At 74.1% G+C, this 15527-nt stretch carries 12 protein-coding genes; 2 read left to right on the top strand and 10 right to left on the bottom strand.

The annotated features are described in order from the left end of the window. Positions 1–13: 13 nt before the first annotated feature. From LC193_RS21055 to LC193_RS21040, 4 genes are read right to left on the bottom strand one after another with little or no spacing between them, the layout of a single operon-like run. On the bottom strand, positions 14–1189 hold the full coding sequence (locus LC193_RS21055) for an acyl-CoA dehydrogenase family protein (protein ID WP_226076461.1): 1176 nt from the start codon (positions 1187–1189) through the stop codon (positions 14–16). Continuing rightward, positions 1186–2181 (bottom strand): hydroxymethylglutaryl-CoA lyase, encoded by a 996-nt coding sequence (locus tag LC193_RS21050; RefSeq protein WP_226076459.1) that lies wholly within the window; start codon positions 2179–2181, stop codon positions 1186–1188. The genes LC193_RS21055 and LC193_RS21050 overlap by 4 nt, the downstream gene beginning before the upstream one ends. Next, positions 2178–4211, bottom strand: coding sequence for an acetyl/propionyl/methylcrotonyl-CoA carboxylase subunit alpha (locus tag LC193_RS21045; RefSeq protein ID WP_226078832.1), 2034 nt, complete (start codon positions 4209–4211; stop codon positions 2178–2180). Before LC193_RS21045 ends, LC193_RS21050 begins: the two co-directional genes overlap by 4 nt. Positions 4212–4237: 26 nt before the next feature. Beyond that, positions 4238–5851, bottom strand: a complete 1614-nt coding sequence (locus LC193_RS21040; RefSeq protein ID WP_226076457.1) for a carboxyl transferase domain-containing protein — start codon at positions 5849–5851, stop codon at positions 4238–4240. A 48-nt stretch (positions 5852–5899) separates the two neighbouring features. Here LC193_RS21040 and LC193_RS21035 point away from each other — a divergent pair, with 48 nt between their 5' ends. Continuing rightward, positions 5900–6505, top strand: a complete 606-nt coding sequence (locus tag LC193_RS21035) for an SACE_7040 family transcriptional regulator (protein ID WP_226076456.1) — start codon at positions 5900–5902, stop codon at positions 6503–6505. Positions 6506–6563: 58 nt separating this feature from the next. On the opposite strand, the gene LC193_RS21030 is transcribed toward LC193_RS21035, so the two are convergent. Both LC193_RS21030 and LC193_RS21025 read right to left on the bottom strand, forming a co-directional pair. Further along, positions 6564–8183: a tetratricopeptide repeat protein gene (locus LC193_RS21030; RefSeq protein WP_226076455.1), complete on the bottom strand. Its 1620-nt coding sequence runs from the start codon at positions 8181–8183 to the stop codon at positions 6564–6566. 473 nt (positions 8184–8656) lie between these two features. Beyond that, a complete protein-coding gene (locus LC193_RS21025; protein WP_404819551.1) occupies positions 8657–11698 on the bottom strand; it encodes a UPF0182 family membrane protein in 3042 nt (1013 codons plus the stop codon). A 136-nt stretch (positions 11699–11834) separates the two neighbouring features. Between LC193_RS21025 and LC193_RS21020 the strand changes: the two genes are divergently transcribed. Continuing rightward, positions 11835–12389, top strand: a complete 555-nt coding sequence (locus LC193_RS21020; RefSeq protein ID WP_086158215.1) for a PPA1309 family protein — start codon at positions 11835–11837, stop codon at positions 12387–12389. A 79-nt stretch (positions 12390–12468) separates the two neighbouring features. Here LC193_RS21020 and LC193_RS21015 read toward each other — a convergent pair whose 3' ends face one another. From LC193_RS21015 to LC193_RS21000, 4 genes are all read right to left on the bottom strand, one after another. Beyond that, on the bottom strand, positions 12469–13560 hold the full coding sequence (locus LC193_RS21015; RefSeq protein WP_226076451.1) for a YlbL family protein: 1092 nt from the start codon (positions 13558–13560) through the stop codon (positions 12469–12471). Positions 13561–13585: 25 nt separating this feature from the next. Beyond that, positions 13586–13759 carry a hypothetical protein gene (locus LC193_RS21010; protein ID WP_171987683.1) on the bottom strand — a complete coding sequence of 58 codons (174 nt, stop codon included), beginning with the start codon at positions 13757–13759 and terminating at the stop codon, positions 13586–13588. A 136-nt stretch (positions 13760–13895) separates the two neighbouring features. Continuing rightward, entirely contained in the window at positions 13896–14348 is a 453-nt protein-coding gene (locus LC193_RS21005) for a molybdenum cofactor biosynthesis protein MoaE (protein WP_226076449.1), read from the bottom strand. 15 nt (positions 14349–14363) lie between these two features. Next, complete coding sequence (locus tag LC193_RS21000; RefSeq protein WP_226076447.1) at positions 14364–15524, bottom strand: NAD-dependent epimerase/dehydratase family protein; 1161 nt, start codon at positions 15522–15524, stop codon at positions 14364–14366. Positions 15525–15527: the final 3 nt, after the last annotated feature.

Here is a 15527-nt window from a genome sequence, read left to right as displayed (position 1 = left end):
GGGCGGGCGGCCCTCAGGCGGACGCGGCGAGCTCGGCCAGGCCGAGTTCCCTGCTGATCAGCAGCCGCTGCACCTCGCTCGTGCCCTCGCCGATCTCCAGGATCTTCGCGTCCCGCCACATGCGCGCCACCGGGTACTCGTTCATGAAGCCGTAGCCGCCGTGGATCTGGGTGGCCTCGCGGGCGTTGGTCACGGCCACGTCCGAGGAGTGCAGCTTGGCGATCGCCGCCTCCCGCTTGAACGGCTCGCCCGCCAGCAGCCGCGACGCCGCGTCGCGCCAGGCGACGCGGGCGGTGTGGGCCCTGGCCGCCATGTCGGCCAGCTTGAACTGGATGGCCTGGTTCGCGCCGATCGGGCGGCCGAACGCGGAGCGGCTCTTCGCGTAGGCCACCGACTCGTCGAGGCAGCCCTGGGCCAGTCCCGTGGCGAGCGCGGAGATGGCGATGCGTCCCTCGTCGAGGATGCGCAGGAACTGCGCGTAGCCCCGGCCCTCCTCGCCCAGCAGGCTGTCGGCCGGCACCCGGACGTCGGCGAAGTGCAGTTCGCGGGTGTCCGACGCGTTCCAGCCGACCTTGGAGTACGGCCGGGCGACCGTGAGCCCCGGCGTGCCGGCGGGCACGATCAGCGTGGAGATCGCCGGGGCGCCGTCCGGCTTGCGGCCGGTGACGGCGGTCACCGTGATCAGGCCGGTGATGTCGGTGCCCGAGTTGGTGATGAAGCTCTTGGTGCCGTTGATCACCCACGTGTCCCCGTCCCGCACGGCCGTGGTGCGGGTGCCGCCCGCGTCCGAGCCGCAGTCGGGTTCCGTGAGGCCGAACGCGCCCAGCATGTCGCCGCTGCACAGGCGCGGCAGCCAGCGGCGCTTCTGCTCCTCCGTGCCGAAGCGGTGGATCGGCATCGCGCCGAGCGACACCCCGGCCTCCAGGGTGATGGCCACCGACGAGTCGACGCGCGCCAGCTCCTCAAGGGCGAGGCACAGCGCGAGGTAGTCGCCGCCCATGCCGCCGTACTCCTCGGGGAACGGCAGCCCGAACAGGCCCATGCGGCCCATCTCGCGGACGATCTCGTAGGGGAACTCGTGGCGCTCGTAGAACTCCCCGATCTTCGGCGCGACCACGTCGTGCGCGAACGCCTCGACGGTGCGGCGCAGTTCCTCGTGCTCCGGGCTCAGGCGGTGGTCCAGGGTCATGAACTCGGCCTCCTCGGCTGGCGTTGCTCGGCGTCCTCGCGGGACAGGGCGCGCACGGTGCGGGACGGGCTCGGCCGGCCGAGCCGGCCGGCCAGCCACCGGCTGGTCTCGGTGAGCCGGCCGAGGTCGACGCCGGTCTCGACGCCCAGGCCGTCCAGCATCCACAGCAGGTCCTCGGTGGCGAGGTTGCCGGTGGCGCTGCGCGCGAACGGGCAGCCGCCCAGCCCCCCGGCCGAGGCGTCGACGGTGGTGACGCCGTGCCGCAGGGCGGTCAGGGTGTTGGCGAGGGCCTGCCCGTAGGTGTCGTGGAAGTGGACGGCGACGCGTTCGACCGGCACGCCCGCCGCGCCCAGGGCGGTCAGCAGGTCGGTGACCTGGTTCGCCGTGGCGACCCCGATGGTGTCGCCGAGGCTCAGCTCGGCGCAGCCGAGGTCGAGCAGGCGGCGGGCCACCCGGACGGTGTCGGCCACCGGGACGTGCCCCTCCCAGGGGTCCCCGAAGCACATCGAGAGGTAGCCGCGCACCGGGACCCCGGCCTCGGTCGCCCGCGCCACGACGGGCGCGAACATGTCGAGGGACGCGTCGACCCCGCGGCCGAGATTCGCCTGTGCGAACGACTCGGTGACGCTGGCGAAGACGGCGATCTCGCGCACCCCGAGGGCCAGCGCGCGGTCGAGGCCGCGCGCGTTCGGCACGAGCACGGGCAGCCGCACGTCGAGGTCGGCGAGCAGCGGGTAGAGAGCTTCCGCGTCCGCGAGCTGGGGCACGAGGTCCGGGCGCACGAAGCTGGTGGCCTCGATGGTCCGCAGCCCGGCGGCGGCCAGGCGGTGGATGAACTCGGCCTTCACCTCGACCGGCACGGCCGTCGGCTCGTTCTGGAGCCCGTCGCGCGGGCCGACCTCGTGGATGCGCACGCGCGCGGGCAGGCCGTGCTCCGCGGGAACGCCCGCGGGAGCGCGGGCCGGGGCGGGCCGGCCGGTGACCTCGCTCATCGCTCCTCCTCCGCCGGGGCGACGCGGACGAGGACCTGGTCGATGGCGACGGCGGTGCCCGCGGTCACCCTCAGCTCGGTGACCGTGCCGTCGTGCGGGGCGGCGATGACGTGCTCCATCTTCATCGCCTCGACGACCAGCAGGCCCTGCCCCGCGCGCACCGCGTCGCCCACGGCCGCCTTCACGACCGTGACCGTGCCGGGCATGGGCGCGGAGAGCTCGTCCCGGCCCGTCGCCGCGCCCGCGCGGGCGGCGGCCACCGGGTCGTGGCCCCGCACGTGCCAGGCGTCGCCGTCCCGGCCCAGCCAGTGGCCGCCGGAGTCGGCGGCGTGCGCGAACGTGTGGACCGCGCCGGCGCACGCCACGCGCACCGTGGCCCGTTCACCGGCCGCCTCCGCCTCCCCGCCCCCGCCCGCGCCGAGCAGCCGGGCGGGGAGCGGCGGCCCGGTTCCGATCCTGACCTCGCCGGGCCGCACCGCGACCGCCACCGGCTCCTGCCCCGCGACCCGCAGCCTGTGCGTCGTCCAGGCGGGCGGCTCGCCCAGCCGCCAGCCGGAGGGCACAGAGAACGGGTCCACCCACCCCGTCGCGTCCGGCACCGGCCGCAGCGCCTCCTGCCGCAGCAGCGCCACCGCCGCGTACACCTCGTCGGGCACGGGGCCCGCGAGCAGCCCGGCCGCCGCCTCGGCCACGAGCCCGGTGTCGAAGTCCCCGGCGAGCACGGCCGGGTGGGCCAGCAGGCGGCGCAGGAACCCGGTGTTGGTGTCGACCCCGAGCACCGTCGTGCGGGCCAGCGCCGCCCTGAGCCGGCGCAGCGCCGTGGCGCGGTCGGGCCCGTGCGCGACGACCTTGGCGAGCATCGGGTCGTACGCGGTGCCGACCTCGGTGCCCTCGGCCAGCCCCGAGTCCACGCGCACGCCCTCGCCCGAGGGCTCGCGCAGCAGGCGGACGGTGCCGGCCGACGGCAGGAACGCCACCGCTCCCCCGCCGCCCGGCGCCACGGTCGCGGTCTCGGCGCAGACGCGGGCCTCGACGGCGTGGCCGCGCGCGGCCGGCACGCCGTCCTGCCCGAAGGGCAGCGGCTCGCCCGCGGCCACCCGCACCTGCCACTCGACGAGGTCGAGGCCGGTGATCAGCTCGGTCACGGGGTGCTCGACCTGGAGCCGGGTGTTCATCTCCATGAAGCAGTACGCCGCCCGGTCCCCCGCGGGCACGATGAACTCGACCGTGCCCGCGCCGACGTAGCCGCAGGCCCTGGCCGCGCGCACCGCCGCCTCGCCCATCGCGGCGCGGGTCGCCGGGTCGAGCAGCGGGCTCGGGGCCTCCTCGACGATCTTCTGGTGGCGGCGCTGGAGCGAGCACTCGCGCTCGCCGAGGTGCACGACCGTGCCGTGCCGGTCGGCGAGCACCTGGATCTCGATGTGCCGCGGCCGGTCGATCCAGCGTTCGGCGAGGAGGGTGTCGTCGCCGAACGCCGCCCTCGCCTCCCGGCGCGCGGCGTCGATCTCGTCGTCGAGTCGCGCCGGGTCGCGCACCAGGCGCATCCCCTTGCCGCCGCCTCCCGCCGAGGGCTTCAGGAGCACCGGCGGGCCCATGGCGCGCACCGCGTCGGCGAGCCCCGCGCCGTGCGCCCCCGGCACCACGGGCACGCCCGCGGCGCGCACCGTTTCCTTGGCCCTGATCTTGTCGCCCATGGTCTCGATCGCGTCGGCGGGCGGTCCGATGAACGCCAGGCCCGCCGCGGTGACGGCGCGCGCGAAGTCCGCGTTCTCGGCGAGGAACCCGTAGCCGGGGTGCACCGCGTCGGCGCCGGTCCGTTCGGCCGCGCGCAGCAGGGCGGACACCGACAGGTAGCTGTGCGCGGCCCGTTCCGGCCCGATGCGCACCGCCATGTCGGCCTCGGCCACGTGGCGGGCCCCGGCGTCGGCGTCGCTGTAGACCGCGGCCGAGGCGATGCCGAGGCGGCGCAGGGTGCGGATGACGCGGACGGCGATCTCGCCGCGGTTGGCGACGAGCACGGTGTCGAACATGCGCTCGCTCACGGGTGGCAGCCCCCTCACATACGGAAGACGCCGCGGGCCGGCTCGGCCAGCGGCGCGTTGGCGCAGGCGGTCAGGGCGAGACCGAGGACGGTGCGGGTCTGGAGCGGGTCGATCACGCCGTCGTCCCACAGCCGCGCGGTCGCGTAGTAGGCGTTGCCCTGCCGTTCGTAGCTCTCGCGGATGGGCGCCTTGAACGCCTCCTCGTCGGCAGCGCTCCACTCCTCGCCCTCGCCGAGCCGGTCGCGCTTGACGGTCGCGAGCACGGCGGCGGCCTGTTCGCCGCCCATGACGGAGATCTTGGCGTTCGGCCACATCCACAGGAAGCGCGGCGAGTAGGCCCGGCCGCACATCGAGTAGTTCCCCGCGCCGTAGGAGCCCCCGATGACGACGGTCAGCTTCGGCACCCGGGCGCAGGCCACGGCCGTCACCATCTTCGCGCCGTGCTTGGCGATGCCCCCGGCCTCGTAGGACCGGCCGACCATGAAGCCCGAGATGTTCTGGAGGAAGAGGAGCGGGATGCCGCGCTGGTCGCACAGCTCGATGAAGTGCGCCCCCTTCTGCGCGGACTCGGAGAAGAGGACGCCGTTGTTGGCGACGACGCCCACCGGGTGGCCGTGCACCCGCGCGAAGCCCGTCACCAGGGTGGTGCCGAACTCCGCCTTGAACTCGTGGAACCGCGAGCCGTCCACCAGGCGCGCGATCACCTCGCGCACGTCGTACGCGGTCCTGGGGTCGGCGGGCAGCACGCCGTACAGGCCCGCCGGGTCGACCGCGGGCTCCTCGGCGGGCTCGACCGGCCACGGCAGCGGGCCGCGCACGGGCAGGGTGGCCACGATGGAACGCACGATGCGCAGCGCGTGCGCGTCGTCCTCCGCGAGGTGGTCGGTGACCCCCGAGGTCCGCGCGTGGACCTCGCCGCCGCCCAGCTCCTCCGCCGTGACGACCTCACCCGTGGCCGCCTTCACCAGTGGCGGGCCGCCGAGGAAGATCGTGCCCTGGCCGCGCACGATGACCGCCTCGTCGCTCATCGCCGGCACGTAGGCGCCCCCGGCCGTGCAGGATCCGAGGACGGCGGCGATCTGCGGAATGCCGGCCGCCGACATGCGCGCCTGGTTGTAGAAGATGCGCCCGAAGTGCTCGCGGTCGGGGAACACCTCGTCCTGCATCGGCAGGAAGGCGCCGCCCGAGTCCACCAGGTAGAGGCAGGGCAGGCGGTTGTCCAGGGCGACTTCCTGGGCCCGCAGGTGCTTCTTGACCGTCATCGGGTAGTAGGTGCCGCCCTTGACGGTCGCGTCGTTCGCCACGACGACCGCCTCGCGCCCGCTCACCCGGCCGATGCCCGCGATCACGCCGGCGGCCGGGGCCTGCCCGTCGTACATGCCGTCGGCGGCGAGCGGGGCCAGTTCGAGGAACGGCGAGCCGGGGTCGAGGAGCGCGTCCACCCGGTCGCGCGGCAGCAGCTTGCCGCGCGCGGTGTGCCGCGCCCTGGCCCGCTCGCCGCCGCCGAGGCGGGCCGCCGCCAGCTTCTCGCGGAGCCGCGAGGCCAGCTCGCGGTGCGCCGCCTCGTTCGTCCGGAAGGTGTCGGATGCCGGATCGGCCGTGCTGCTCAGCGTCGTTGCCTGCCGCATGGAGGACAGGTTAACGCTCGCTAACAGCCCTGTCTACAATGGGATGCCATGACCACGCACGCCACGCCACGCCGGGAACAGATCCTCCGCGAAGCCTCCCGCCTGTTCGCGGAACGCGGCTTCCACGGGGTCGGCGTCGACGAGATAGGGGCCGCCGTCGGCATCAGCGGACCGGCCCTCTACCGCCACTTCGCCGGCAAGGACGCGATGCTCGCGGAACTCCTCGTCGGCATCAGCAGCCGCCTGCGGGACGGCGGGCACCGCCGGGTGGCGCAGGCCGAGGCGGCCGGGCCCGCGCCGGCCGCCGCGCTCGACTCGCTCATCGCCGGCCACATCGACTTCGCGCTCGACGACCGGGCGCTGATCACCCTCCACGACCGCGAGCTCGACCGGCTGCCCGACGCCGACCGCAAGCGCGTGCGCCGACTCCAGCGGCAGTACGTCGAGCTGTGGGTCGACGTCGTCCGCAGGGTGCACCCGGCGCTGCCCGAGCCCAGCGCGCGCGCCTGCGTCCACGCGGTCTTCGGACTGCTGAACTCCACGCCGCGCCTGTCCCGCCCCAGCGCGCTGCCCGACCGCGAGGAGACGGCGGCCCTGCTGCACCGCGCGGCGCTCGGCGCCTTCGGCGCCGCGGCCGGCGCCGCGGCGGGCTGAGACCCGCGACGCGCCGCCGCGCGCCCGCCGGGCGAACGCCCGCCCGCCCGGCGCGCGTTCAGGCCGTCAGCTCCTGACGCAGCGCGTCGCGCAGGCGCGCGGCGCGCTCCGACACCTCGGGCGGGCCCAGTTCCATCGCCCGCGTGCACCACGTGCCGCCGCCCGCCAGGTCACCGCGCCGCGACGCGAGCAGCGCGAGCCGCAGCGCCGCGCGGCCGTGCCCGGCCTCGGCCGCGCGCGTCCACCACAGCGCCGCCTCCGGCTCGCTGCCCTCCCTGGCCAGCAGCAGCCCGAGGTTGAACGCCCCGTTGGGGCTGCCGGCCTCCGCCGCCTCGCGGTACCAGCGCGCCGCCCCGACCACGTCGCCCGCCGCCGCCACCAGCATGCCGAGGCGCACCTGCGCGCGCCGGTGCCCCTGCTCCGCGGCCCGGGTCAGCCAGGTCTGGGCCTCCTCGGCCTCGCCGCCCCGCTCCAGGAGCAGCGCGAGGCGGAACGCCCCCTCGACGCTGCCGCCCTCGGCGGCCCGCCGCAGGTACTCCCCGGCCCGCTCCTCCTCGCCGGCCCGCAGCAGCTCCACGGCGATCTGGAGGGCCGCCTCCGCGTGCCCCGCCGCGGCGGCCTGCTCGTACCAGTGCCGCGCCCGGGTCGCGTCGTCGCGGCCGGCGTGCAGGATGCCCAGGTTGAACGCCGCGTCGACGCTCCCCGCCTCCGCCGCCTTGGAGAACCACGGCTCGGCGCCCGCCGCGTCACCGCGCTGGAGGAGCAGCACCGCGAGCGCGTTGCACGCCTCCCTGTGCCCCTCGTACGCCGCGCGCCGGTACCACTGCTCCGCCTGCGCGGTACGGCCCTGCGCGGCGCACAGCAGCCCCAGGTTGAACGCGCCGTTGACGTCGCCGGCCTCCAGTGCGGCGGCGTACCAGCGCTGCGCCTCCTGGCGCTCGCCGCGCTCCGCGTGCAGCGCGCCCAGCGCGTTGGCCGCCGGGCCGTCGCCGTCGAGCGCCGCGGCGCGCCACCAGCGTTCCGCTCCGGCCGCGTCGCCCGCGTCGCGGAGCAGGAAGCCGAGCGCGCTCGCGGCGCGCGCCTCGCCCGCCTCCGCGGCCTCCAGGTACCAGCGGCCCGCCTCCTCCGTCTCGCCGCGCGCCTCAAGGAGCGCGCCGAGCCGCAGGGACGCCCCGCGGTGCCCGCGGGCCGCCGCCTGCCGGAACCAGGGCTCGGCCGTGCCCGTCCCGCGCTCGGCGAGCAGGCAGGCGTAGCGGTACGCGCCCTCGCGGTGCCCGCGTTCGGCCGCGGCGCGGAACCACCGCTCCGCCTCCGGCGCTCCCCGGTGGTCGAGCAGGTCGGCCAGCGCGTAGGAACCCGACGCGTGGCCGCACTCCGCCGCCTGCCTCAGCCAGTACTCGGCCGCCGTCTCGTCCCCCAGCTCGCGCCGGTGGCGCCCCAGCGCGTGCGCGGCCGGAGCCGAGCCCGCGACGGCGGCGATCCGCCACCACTCGGCCGCCTCCTGGCAGCGTCCCGACTGGTGCAGCAGCACTCCGAGATTGTTGGCGGCGGAGCGCACGCCCGCCGTGGCGGCGGCGCGCAGCGGCGCCTCCGCGCGTTCCAGATCCCCCAGGCGCAACAGCTGTACGCCCTCGTGCGCAGCCGCACGGCTCCTCTCGAACCTCGCACTGTCCCCCATAAGGTCCATAGTCGCACCACCTGAAACCTGCGTACACCTGGTATACCGCAGCCAGTGAAGTCACTTCAGCGGTTTGTCGACTTCCCGATATGGATACACCCAAACACGTCGGGACGCAGAGAGTTGTGCAGGTTTCGACACGCAGTATGGCCCCGGAGCGGTTGCGGCAGGTCAGCGCGCGGTCGCCGCAAACTCCGAACGTGTGCCCAGGGTTGATGGCCTGATCGCCGCGGAGACGGTGGCGCGATACGCCGGGTGGCGGGCGGGAAGGGCACGGGTGGCGGGCGGGAGAGACACAGCCGGCGGGCGGGAGAGACACAGCCGGCGGGCGGGAGGAAGGCGCGGGCGGCGGGCGGGAAGGGGACAGCCGGCGGGCGGGGGGAGAGCGGACAACGGGGAAGGGCCCGCGGTCACCAGGACGCGCGGACCCTTCCTCGGGCTACCGGCCGGGGCGGCCGGGCGGGCCGTTCCGACTAGGCGTCGGCCGACCCCCCACCGCCTTCCTCGGCGGCATCGCCGCCTTCGCCACCGGCCCCGTTGTCACCCTCGGCGGGGTTGTCGTTGCCGCCCTCGGGGGCGTTCTCCTGGTCGGGCGGCGTCTCGTCCTGCTCGTTGCGCCCGGACTCAAGCTCCGACAGGCGCGCGAGCGCGTCCTCAAGCCGGCCCTGGGCCTCGCCGTAGGCCTGCCAGTCGCCCTCCGCGAGCGCGTCCTGGCTCTCCTGCCAGGCCGCCTCGGCCTCGTCGATGGTCTCCTGGAGGTTGCCATCCTCCGTCGGCGGGGCGTCGCCCTCGTCCGGTGGCGGCTGATCGCCCTCGCCCGGGTCCTCACCCTCCTCGGTGACGCCGAACACCACGTCCAGTGCCCTGTCGAGTGATCTCTCGAAGACGATCTCCTCGCCGTAGGCGACCAGCACCCGTTGCAGCAGCGGGTAGTTCTGCCCCGCGCCGCGCACGTACACCGGCTCGACGTACAGCAGGCCGCCCTCAAGTGGCACGGTCAGCAGGTTGCCGTACTCGACCTCGGAGTCCCCGCGTCTCAGCAGGTTGATGCTCTCCGCGATCTCGGGATCGGAGTTGAACCGGCTCTGCACCTGTTGCGGACCCCAGACCGTCGTCGTCGACGGCAGGGTCAGCACTCTCATCGTGCCGTAGTCCTCGCTCCTGGCGTCCGCCTCGACCGCCATGTAGGCGGCGAGCGTGTCCCTGTTGAGCGGCGTGAACGTCGTCGTCAGCGAGAAGACCTGCTCCTCCTGGTCCGGCATCTTCATGCTCAGGTAGTACGGCGGGACGGACTGGCCCTGGTGCGTCGGGTCGTCCGGCACCTCCCACCGCTCGGAACCGCTGTAGAACTGCGCCGGGTTGTCCACGTGGTACCGCTGGAGCAGATCGCGCTGGACGTTGAACAGGTCCTGCGGGTAGCGCAGGTGGTCGAGCAGCTCGTCGCTGATCTGGTCGCGGTCCTGCACCACGTCGGGGAACGCCTTGCGCCAGGTCTGGAGCACCGGGTCCTGCTCGTCCCACTCGTAGAGGACGACCTCGCCGCTGTAGGCGTCGACGGTGGCCTTCACGGAGTTGCGGATGTAGTTGACCCGGTTCTCCTGGGCGATGACCTCGCCCTGGTTCTCCGTGAGGGAGGTCTCCGTCGCGTCACCGAGCGTCGTCCGCGCCGAGTACGGATAGCCGCTCGTCGTGGTGTAGGCGTCGATGATCCACTGGATCCTGCCGTCGACGACCGCCGGGTAGGGGTCGCCGTCGATCGTCAGCCACGGGGCCACCGCCTCGACGCGCTCCTTGGGCGTCCTGTTGTAGAGGATCTGCGAGCCCTCGCCGATCGCCCCCGAGTACAGGATCTGCGGCTCGCCCATCGTCAGCGCGTAGGCGGCGCGGTTGAACCAGTTGCTCAGGGAGACGCCCGCGTCGCCCGAGTAGCTGTACTCGACCTCGCCGTCCTCGCCGGCGTAGTCGATCTCCCGCTGCGGACCGCCCACGATCGAGTACTGGGTGGTGTACTCGCCGAAGTAGATCCTCGGCTCGTAGTCCGGCAGTTCGCCGGACGGCGGCAGGTCCTGCTCGGTGAACGACGGCTGGCCGTTCTCCTGGACCTCGGTGCCGCTCGCGGCGACCATGCCGAAGCCGTGCGTGTAGCGGAAGTGCTCGTTGATCCAGTTCCGCTCGGGGAGCTGGTTCACGTTCATCTCGCGCAGACCGACCACGGTGTCCTGGTCGCCGTCCTCGGTCGGGTAGCGGTCGACGTCGAGGGTGGCGGGGAACTGGTAGTAGCCGCGGACCTGCTGGATCTGCTGGAACGCGGGCGAGACCACGCTCGGGTCGAGCAGCCGGATGCTGGCCGTGGTGTTCACGGCGTTGCGCAGGGTCTCCGGCTCCGCCTCGCTCGTCCCCGAATAGTCCTCGATCTGCGCGTCCGCGATGTCATAGGCGTCCTTCGTGGACTCCATGTGCTTGTTGATGTACTCGGTCTCCTTGGCCTGCTCGTTCGGCCGGACCTGGAACTGCTGGACGAGCGCCGGGTAGACGCCGCCGATCAGGACCGCGGAGAGCACCATGAGGCCGAGGCCGATGACCGGCAGCTGCCAGCCGCGCCGCCACAGCGTCAGGAAGAAGAGCACCGCGCAGATCGCCGCGATGATCGTCAGGATCGTCTTGGCCGGCAGGTACGCGTTCGCGTCGACGAAGCGCAGGCCCGTCCAGCCGTCGGCGTTCCTGAAGTCGCCGCTCTTGAGCGCGAGTCCGTACCGGTCCAGCCAGTACGCCACCGCCTTGAGCGCCACGAACAGGCCGAGCAGCACCGACAGGTGGCCGGTGGCCGCGGGCGTGATGCGGCTCCCCGGCGTCGTCAGCCGCACCCCGCCGTACAGGTAGTGCGTCAGCGCGGCGGCCAGCGTCGACAGGACGACCAGGGCGAACCCGAAGCCCAGCAGGAAGCGGTAGAACGGGTAGTCGAACGCATAGAACCCGACGTCCATGTTGAACTGCGGGTCCGTGACACCGAACGACGTGCCGTTGACCCACTGGAGCCAGGTGCGCCACTGGCTGGAGGCCGAACCGCCGGCGATGAGACCGATCACCAGGGCCGCCGCGAGCAGCACCCAGCGCTTGTACGGCGCGATGCTGGTGCGGTAGCGGTCCAGGTTCTGCTGCTCCATCGACATCGCGCTCAGCGGCGGGCGCAGCCGGTGCGCCAGCCAGATGTTGAACCCGACGGCGAGCGCCATCAGTACGCCGAACGCGGCGAACATGCTCACGCGGGTCAGCAGCTGGGTGCGGTAGACGCTCGTGTAGTCGACCGAGCGGAACCAGAGCCAGTCGGTCCAGAACCCGGCGAACATCGCGAACAGGATGGCGAGTCCGGCCAGGATCGCCGCCGTGATCAGCAGCGTCTTGGCGCCTCTCGACGGCCGGCCGACGTTGAACGGTCCGCCGGGACCTCTGGGACCTCTGGGGCCTCTCGGCCCGTTCGGACCATGGGGGCCACGTCCCGAGCCCCGGTCCGGCATCTGGAAAGCCAACGCGCGCACCTCAACGATTCGCAGGGTCTTCGGCCAGGCGGACCATGGGAACGGCCCACCCGACTAACTTACTCAAGCTTTACTCAGTTCCCGGTTCTGGGGTGCGGGACGGCACGATATGCCCATGGACACCACTCCTCCCGACGTACCGGGAACTCCGCCCGCCGCCACCGCGCTCACCCGGGCCGTGCTGGAAATCGACGAGTACGCCGCCGGTCTCGGCTGGGACCGGCCCGCCCAGCTGTTCGCCCTCGTGGACACCGACCGGCTGCGGGCCGAGGAGCCCGGGCTCGCGGAACAGCTCGACCTCGGCGGCTCCAGCGGCCTGACGCCGGTGGAGCAGGACGAGTTGCCCCAGGGCGCGCCCCTCGACGAGTTCCTCGCGACGATCGCGTGGCCGGGCGCCGTCGCCGGCTGTGCGATGACCCTCGAACGGCTGATGCTGCCGCCGGCCGCCGAGGCCACCATGCCGGACGGCCTCCCCGGCCCCGAGCTGACCCGGTGGGTCGCCGAGCACCCGGAACGGCAGGAGGTGCGGCTGACCGTGGCCGTGCTGCGGGACGGGCGCCGCGAGTCGGCCGTGCGGCTGCGCGAGAAGGACACGGCCACCGAAGTGCTCACCGGGCCCGACCTGGTGCCGGGCCTGGCCGACGCGCTGGCCGCGACGTTCGCGGAGTGAGCCCGCGCCGCCGCGCCGCCGCGTCCCGCCGCGCGCGGGGCCGGGGCGCGGCGCGGGCGGTCCCGCGGCGGGCCGCCGCCTAGCCGGCGGCGCACCGCGGCAGGCCGTCCGTGTCGCCCGCCCGGATGTCGGCCAGGGCGGCGAGCGCGTCGTCGAGCGTGCCGACCTCGATCAGGGTCAGCCCGTCGGGGGCGTCCTCGGCGGCTGCCGCGCAGTTCTCCTCGGGGGTCAGGAAGAACTCGGCGCCCGCCTCCCTCGCCGCGATCGTCTTCATGGACACCCCGCCGATCGGGCCGACCGTGCCCTCGTTGTCGATGGTCCCCGTGCCGGCCACGAACGCGCCGCCGGTCAGGTCGCCCTCCTCAAGCCGGTCGATCAGCGCGAGCGCGAACATCAGGCCCGCGCTCGGCCCGCCCACGTCCGCCAGCTGGATGTCGATCTCGAACGGGAAGGTGTGGGCGGTGCCGGCCTGGATGCCGACGATCGCGCGGCCGTCGTCCGGCGCCTCCTCGGTGGCGACCACGACCTCCCTGGTGTCCTCGGGCAGCTCGTCCCCCGCGTCCCTTGCGGCCTGCGCCGCGTCGGCGGGCACGACGGTGAAGACGACCTCATCGCCCGGGCTGTGCTCCGTCACCAGCTCCGCGACCTGCCCCGGCTCGGTGACCTCCGTGCCGTCCACGGCCACGATCGCGTCACCCGCGTGCAGTTCGCCCTCGGCGGGGCCGCCCTCGACGACCGCGCCCACGATGGTCTGCGTCCCGACCTCGAAGCCCAGCTCCGTCAGGGCGGCGACCTTCGCGGTCTCCTGCGAGGCGCTGAACTCCTCCGCGTTCTGCTCCTCGACCTGATCGGCCGACACGTCCTGCGGGTACAGCGTCTCGTGCGGCACGACCGCCGCGTCGTCCGCGAGCCAGCCGCCGATGGCCTCCAGCAGGTTCATCCGGTAGTCCACGCCCGTGACGCGGACCGTCGTCATGTTCAGGTGGCCCTCGGCGTCGAACGTCTCCTGGCCGTCGATGCTGAGCACCGGCTCGCCCTCGTACTCGCCCAGCGTGTTGACCGTGGGGCCCGGCGACATCTCCGCGTAGGGCACCCTGATGAGCACTCCGGCGCAGAGGAGCCCTATGAGCAGCAGGGTCGACGTCAGCAGCGTCGCGGTGCGGCGTGGCATGTCCTGACAGTACGTGACGGCACTGTCAGCCGTCTGCCGGGGCTCGCTCCATGGCGGCCCTGAACGCCTCGTAACCGCGCACCCCCGCGGCGTCGCACACCCCGCCGGCACCGGTGCTCCTGCGCGTGGCCCACGCGCTCCACAGCCCCGCCACCACGGCCCCGGCGACGGGAATCAGCAGCCATACGAGGACCGCCATGACCTACCTCCCACCTCGGCGACGTATCACCAACGCTCCGGTGCGGGAACGGGTTACGCAACCGGAGTAGTGCCCGTTCCCCGGTAACGAATCGGGATCGGTCGCGGGCCGTGCGCCGAGCGGGTTCCCGCGCCGCTCAGGCGCGGACCCCGACCCACTCCTGGGTGCCGTCGGCGAAGGTCTGGTGCTTCCAGATGGGGACCTGGCGCTTGAGGTCGTCGATCAGCCTGCGGACGGCGGCGAACGCCTCCCCGCGGTGGTCGCAGGCCACCGCGACGACGACCGCGGGCTCACCGACGGCCAGCTCGCCGATCCGGTGCACCGCGGCGAGCCCCCGCACGGGGAAGTCGGCGGCCACGCCCTCGGCGACCCGCCGCAGCTCGGCCGCGGCGGTCGGATGGGCCGCGTAGCCCAAAGAGGTGACGGCCACGCCCTCCGCGTGCCCGTCGTGGTCCCGCACGGTGCCCACGAACAGCGCGGTGCCGCCCGCGGAGGGGTCGCCCACCGCTCCGTACACCTCGTCCACGGAAAGCGGGGCCTCGCGGATGTCGAGCAGCCGGATCGGGTCGTGCTCCGTCGTCGCAGTCATGCCCACATCCTCACATCACCGCCGCCTGGCCCGGCGGGCGCGTCGGACCAGGGCCGCGGTGCCGACCAGGGCCACGGTCGCGCCGGCCGCGCCGAGCGTCGTCGCCGCGTCCTTGCGGCCCAGCCTGCGGCCCGCGACGGTGTGCCGCCCCGCGGCCTCGTGCACCAGCTCCGCGAGCACCTCCTCGTTGCTCCACGCGGGCCGCCAGCCCGCCTCGTAGAGCCTGCTGCCGCTGACGACCCACGGGTGCATCGTGTAGGCGAGGTCGCCCGCGGGGGACGGCGTCAGGCCGAGGCGGTGCAGCCGCGCCGCGGCGCCCAGGGCCACCGAGGGCGGCAGCTCCATGCGCCTGATGCCGGTCAGCTCCTCGACCTCCTCCTGCTCCAGCCAGCCGTCGCAGCCGACCGCCAGCTCCCCGTCGACCTGCTCGCGCGCGGCGAGTTCGAGCGCGCTCACCAGGTCCTCGACGTGGCAGAACTGCCAGCGCGGGCGCGAGCCCGCGACCACGAGCAGGCGCGGGGACTCGAAGTAGCGGGTCAGGGCGGTGTCCGTGCCGCCCACGAGGATCGCGGGGCGCAGCACGGTCACGTTCAGGCCCGGGTGGGCCCGCGGGGCGCGCTCGGCCAGGCGTTCGATCTCCAGGAGGTCACCGACGCAGGTGGCGTCGGCCGTGGCCCGCAGCTCGGCGTCCTCGGCCAGGGGCACGTCGTTGTCGGGCAGCGCGCCGTAGACCATGGCCGAGGTGCACAGGACCACGCGCCGCACCCCCGCCGCCGCGGCTGCCGTGAGGACGGTCTGGGCGCCGCGCACGTTGAACGCGGTCCTGGCCGCCGGGTCGGCCTCCAGGTCGAGGTCGAGCGCGAGGTGCACGACGACGTCGACGGGGTCGCTCGGCTCGGGGTCGCGGGCGTCCCTGGCCGCCGCGTCGCGGCAGGCGCCCGAGGTGCGCAGCAGGTCGGCGATGGCCGGGTCGCGGACGTCGAGCGTGTGCCACTCGGCGCCCTCGGCGTCGCCGACGCGCTCGTCGAGGGCGAGGACCCGCTTGACGTCGTCTGCGGCCAGCAGCCGCTCGGTGAGCAGTGCGCCGACCCCTGTGGCAGCGCCCGTGACCGCGACGGTCAGGGGGGCGGCGGGGCCGTTTCGCGCTGCGCGAACGGCTGGTTCCGGGGAACTCACAGG

This window comes from Streptomyces marincola, assembly GCF_020410765.1.
Classification (GTDB): Bacteria; Actinomycetota; Actinomycetes; order Streptomycetales; family Streptomycetaceae; genus Streptomyces; species Streptomyces marincola.
Note: the sequence above shows the minus strand (reverse complement) of the source record. Positions and strands in the feature narration are given on the sequence as shown.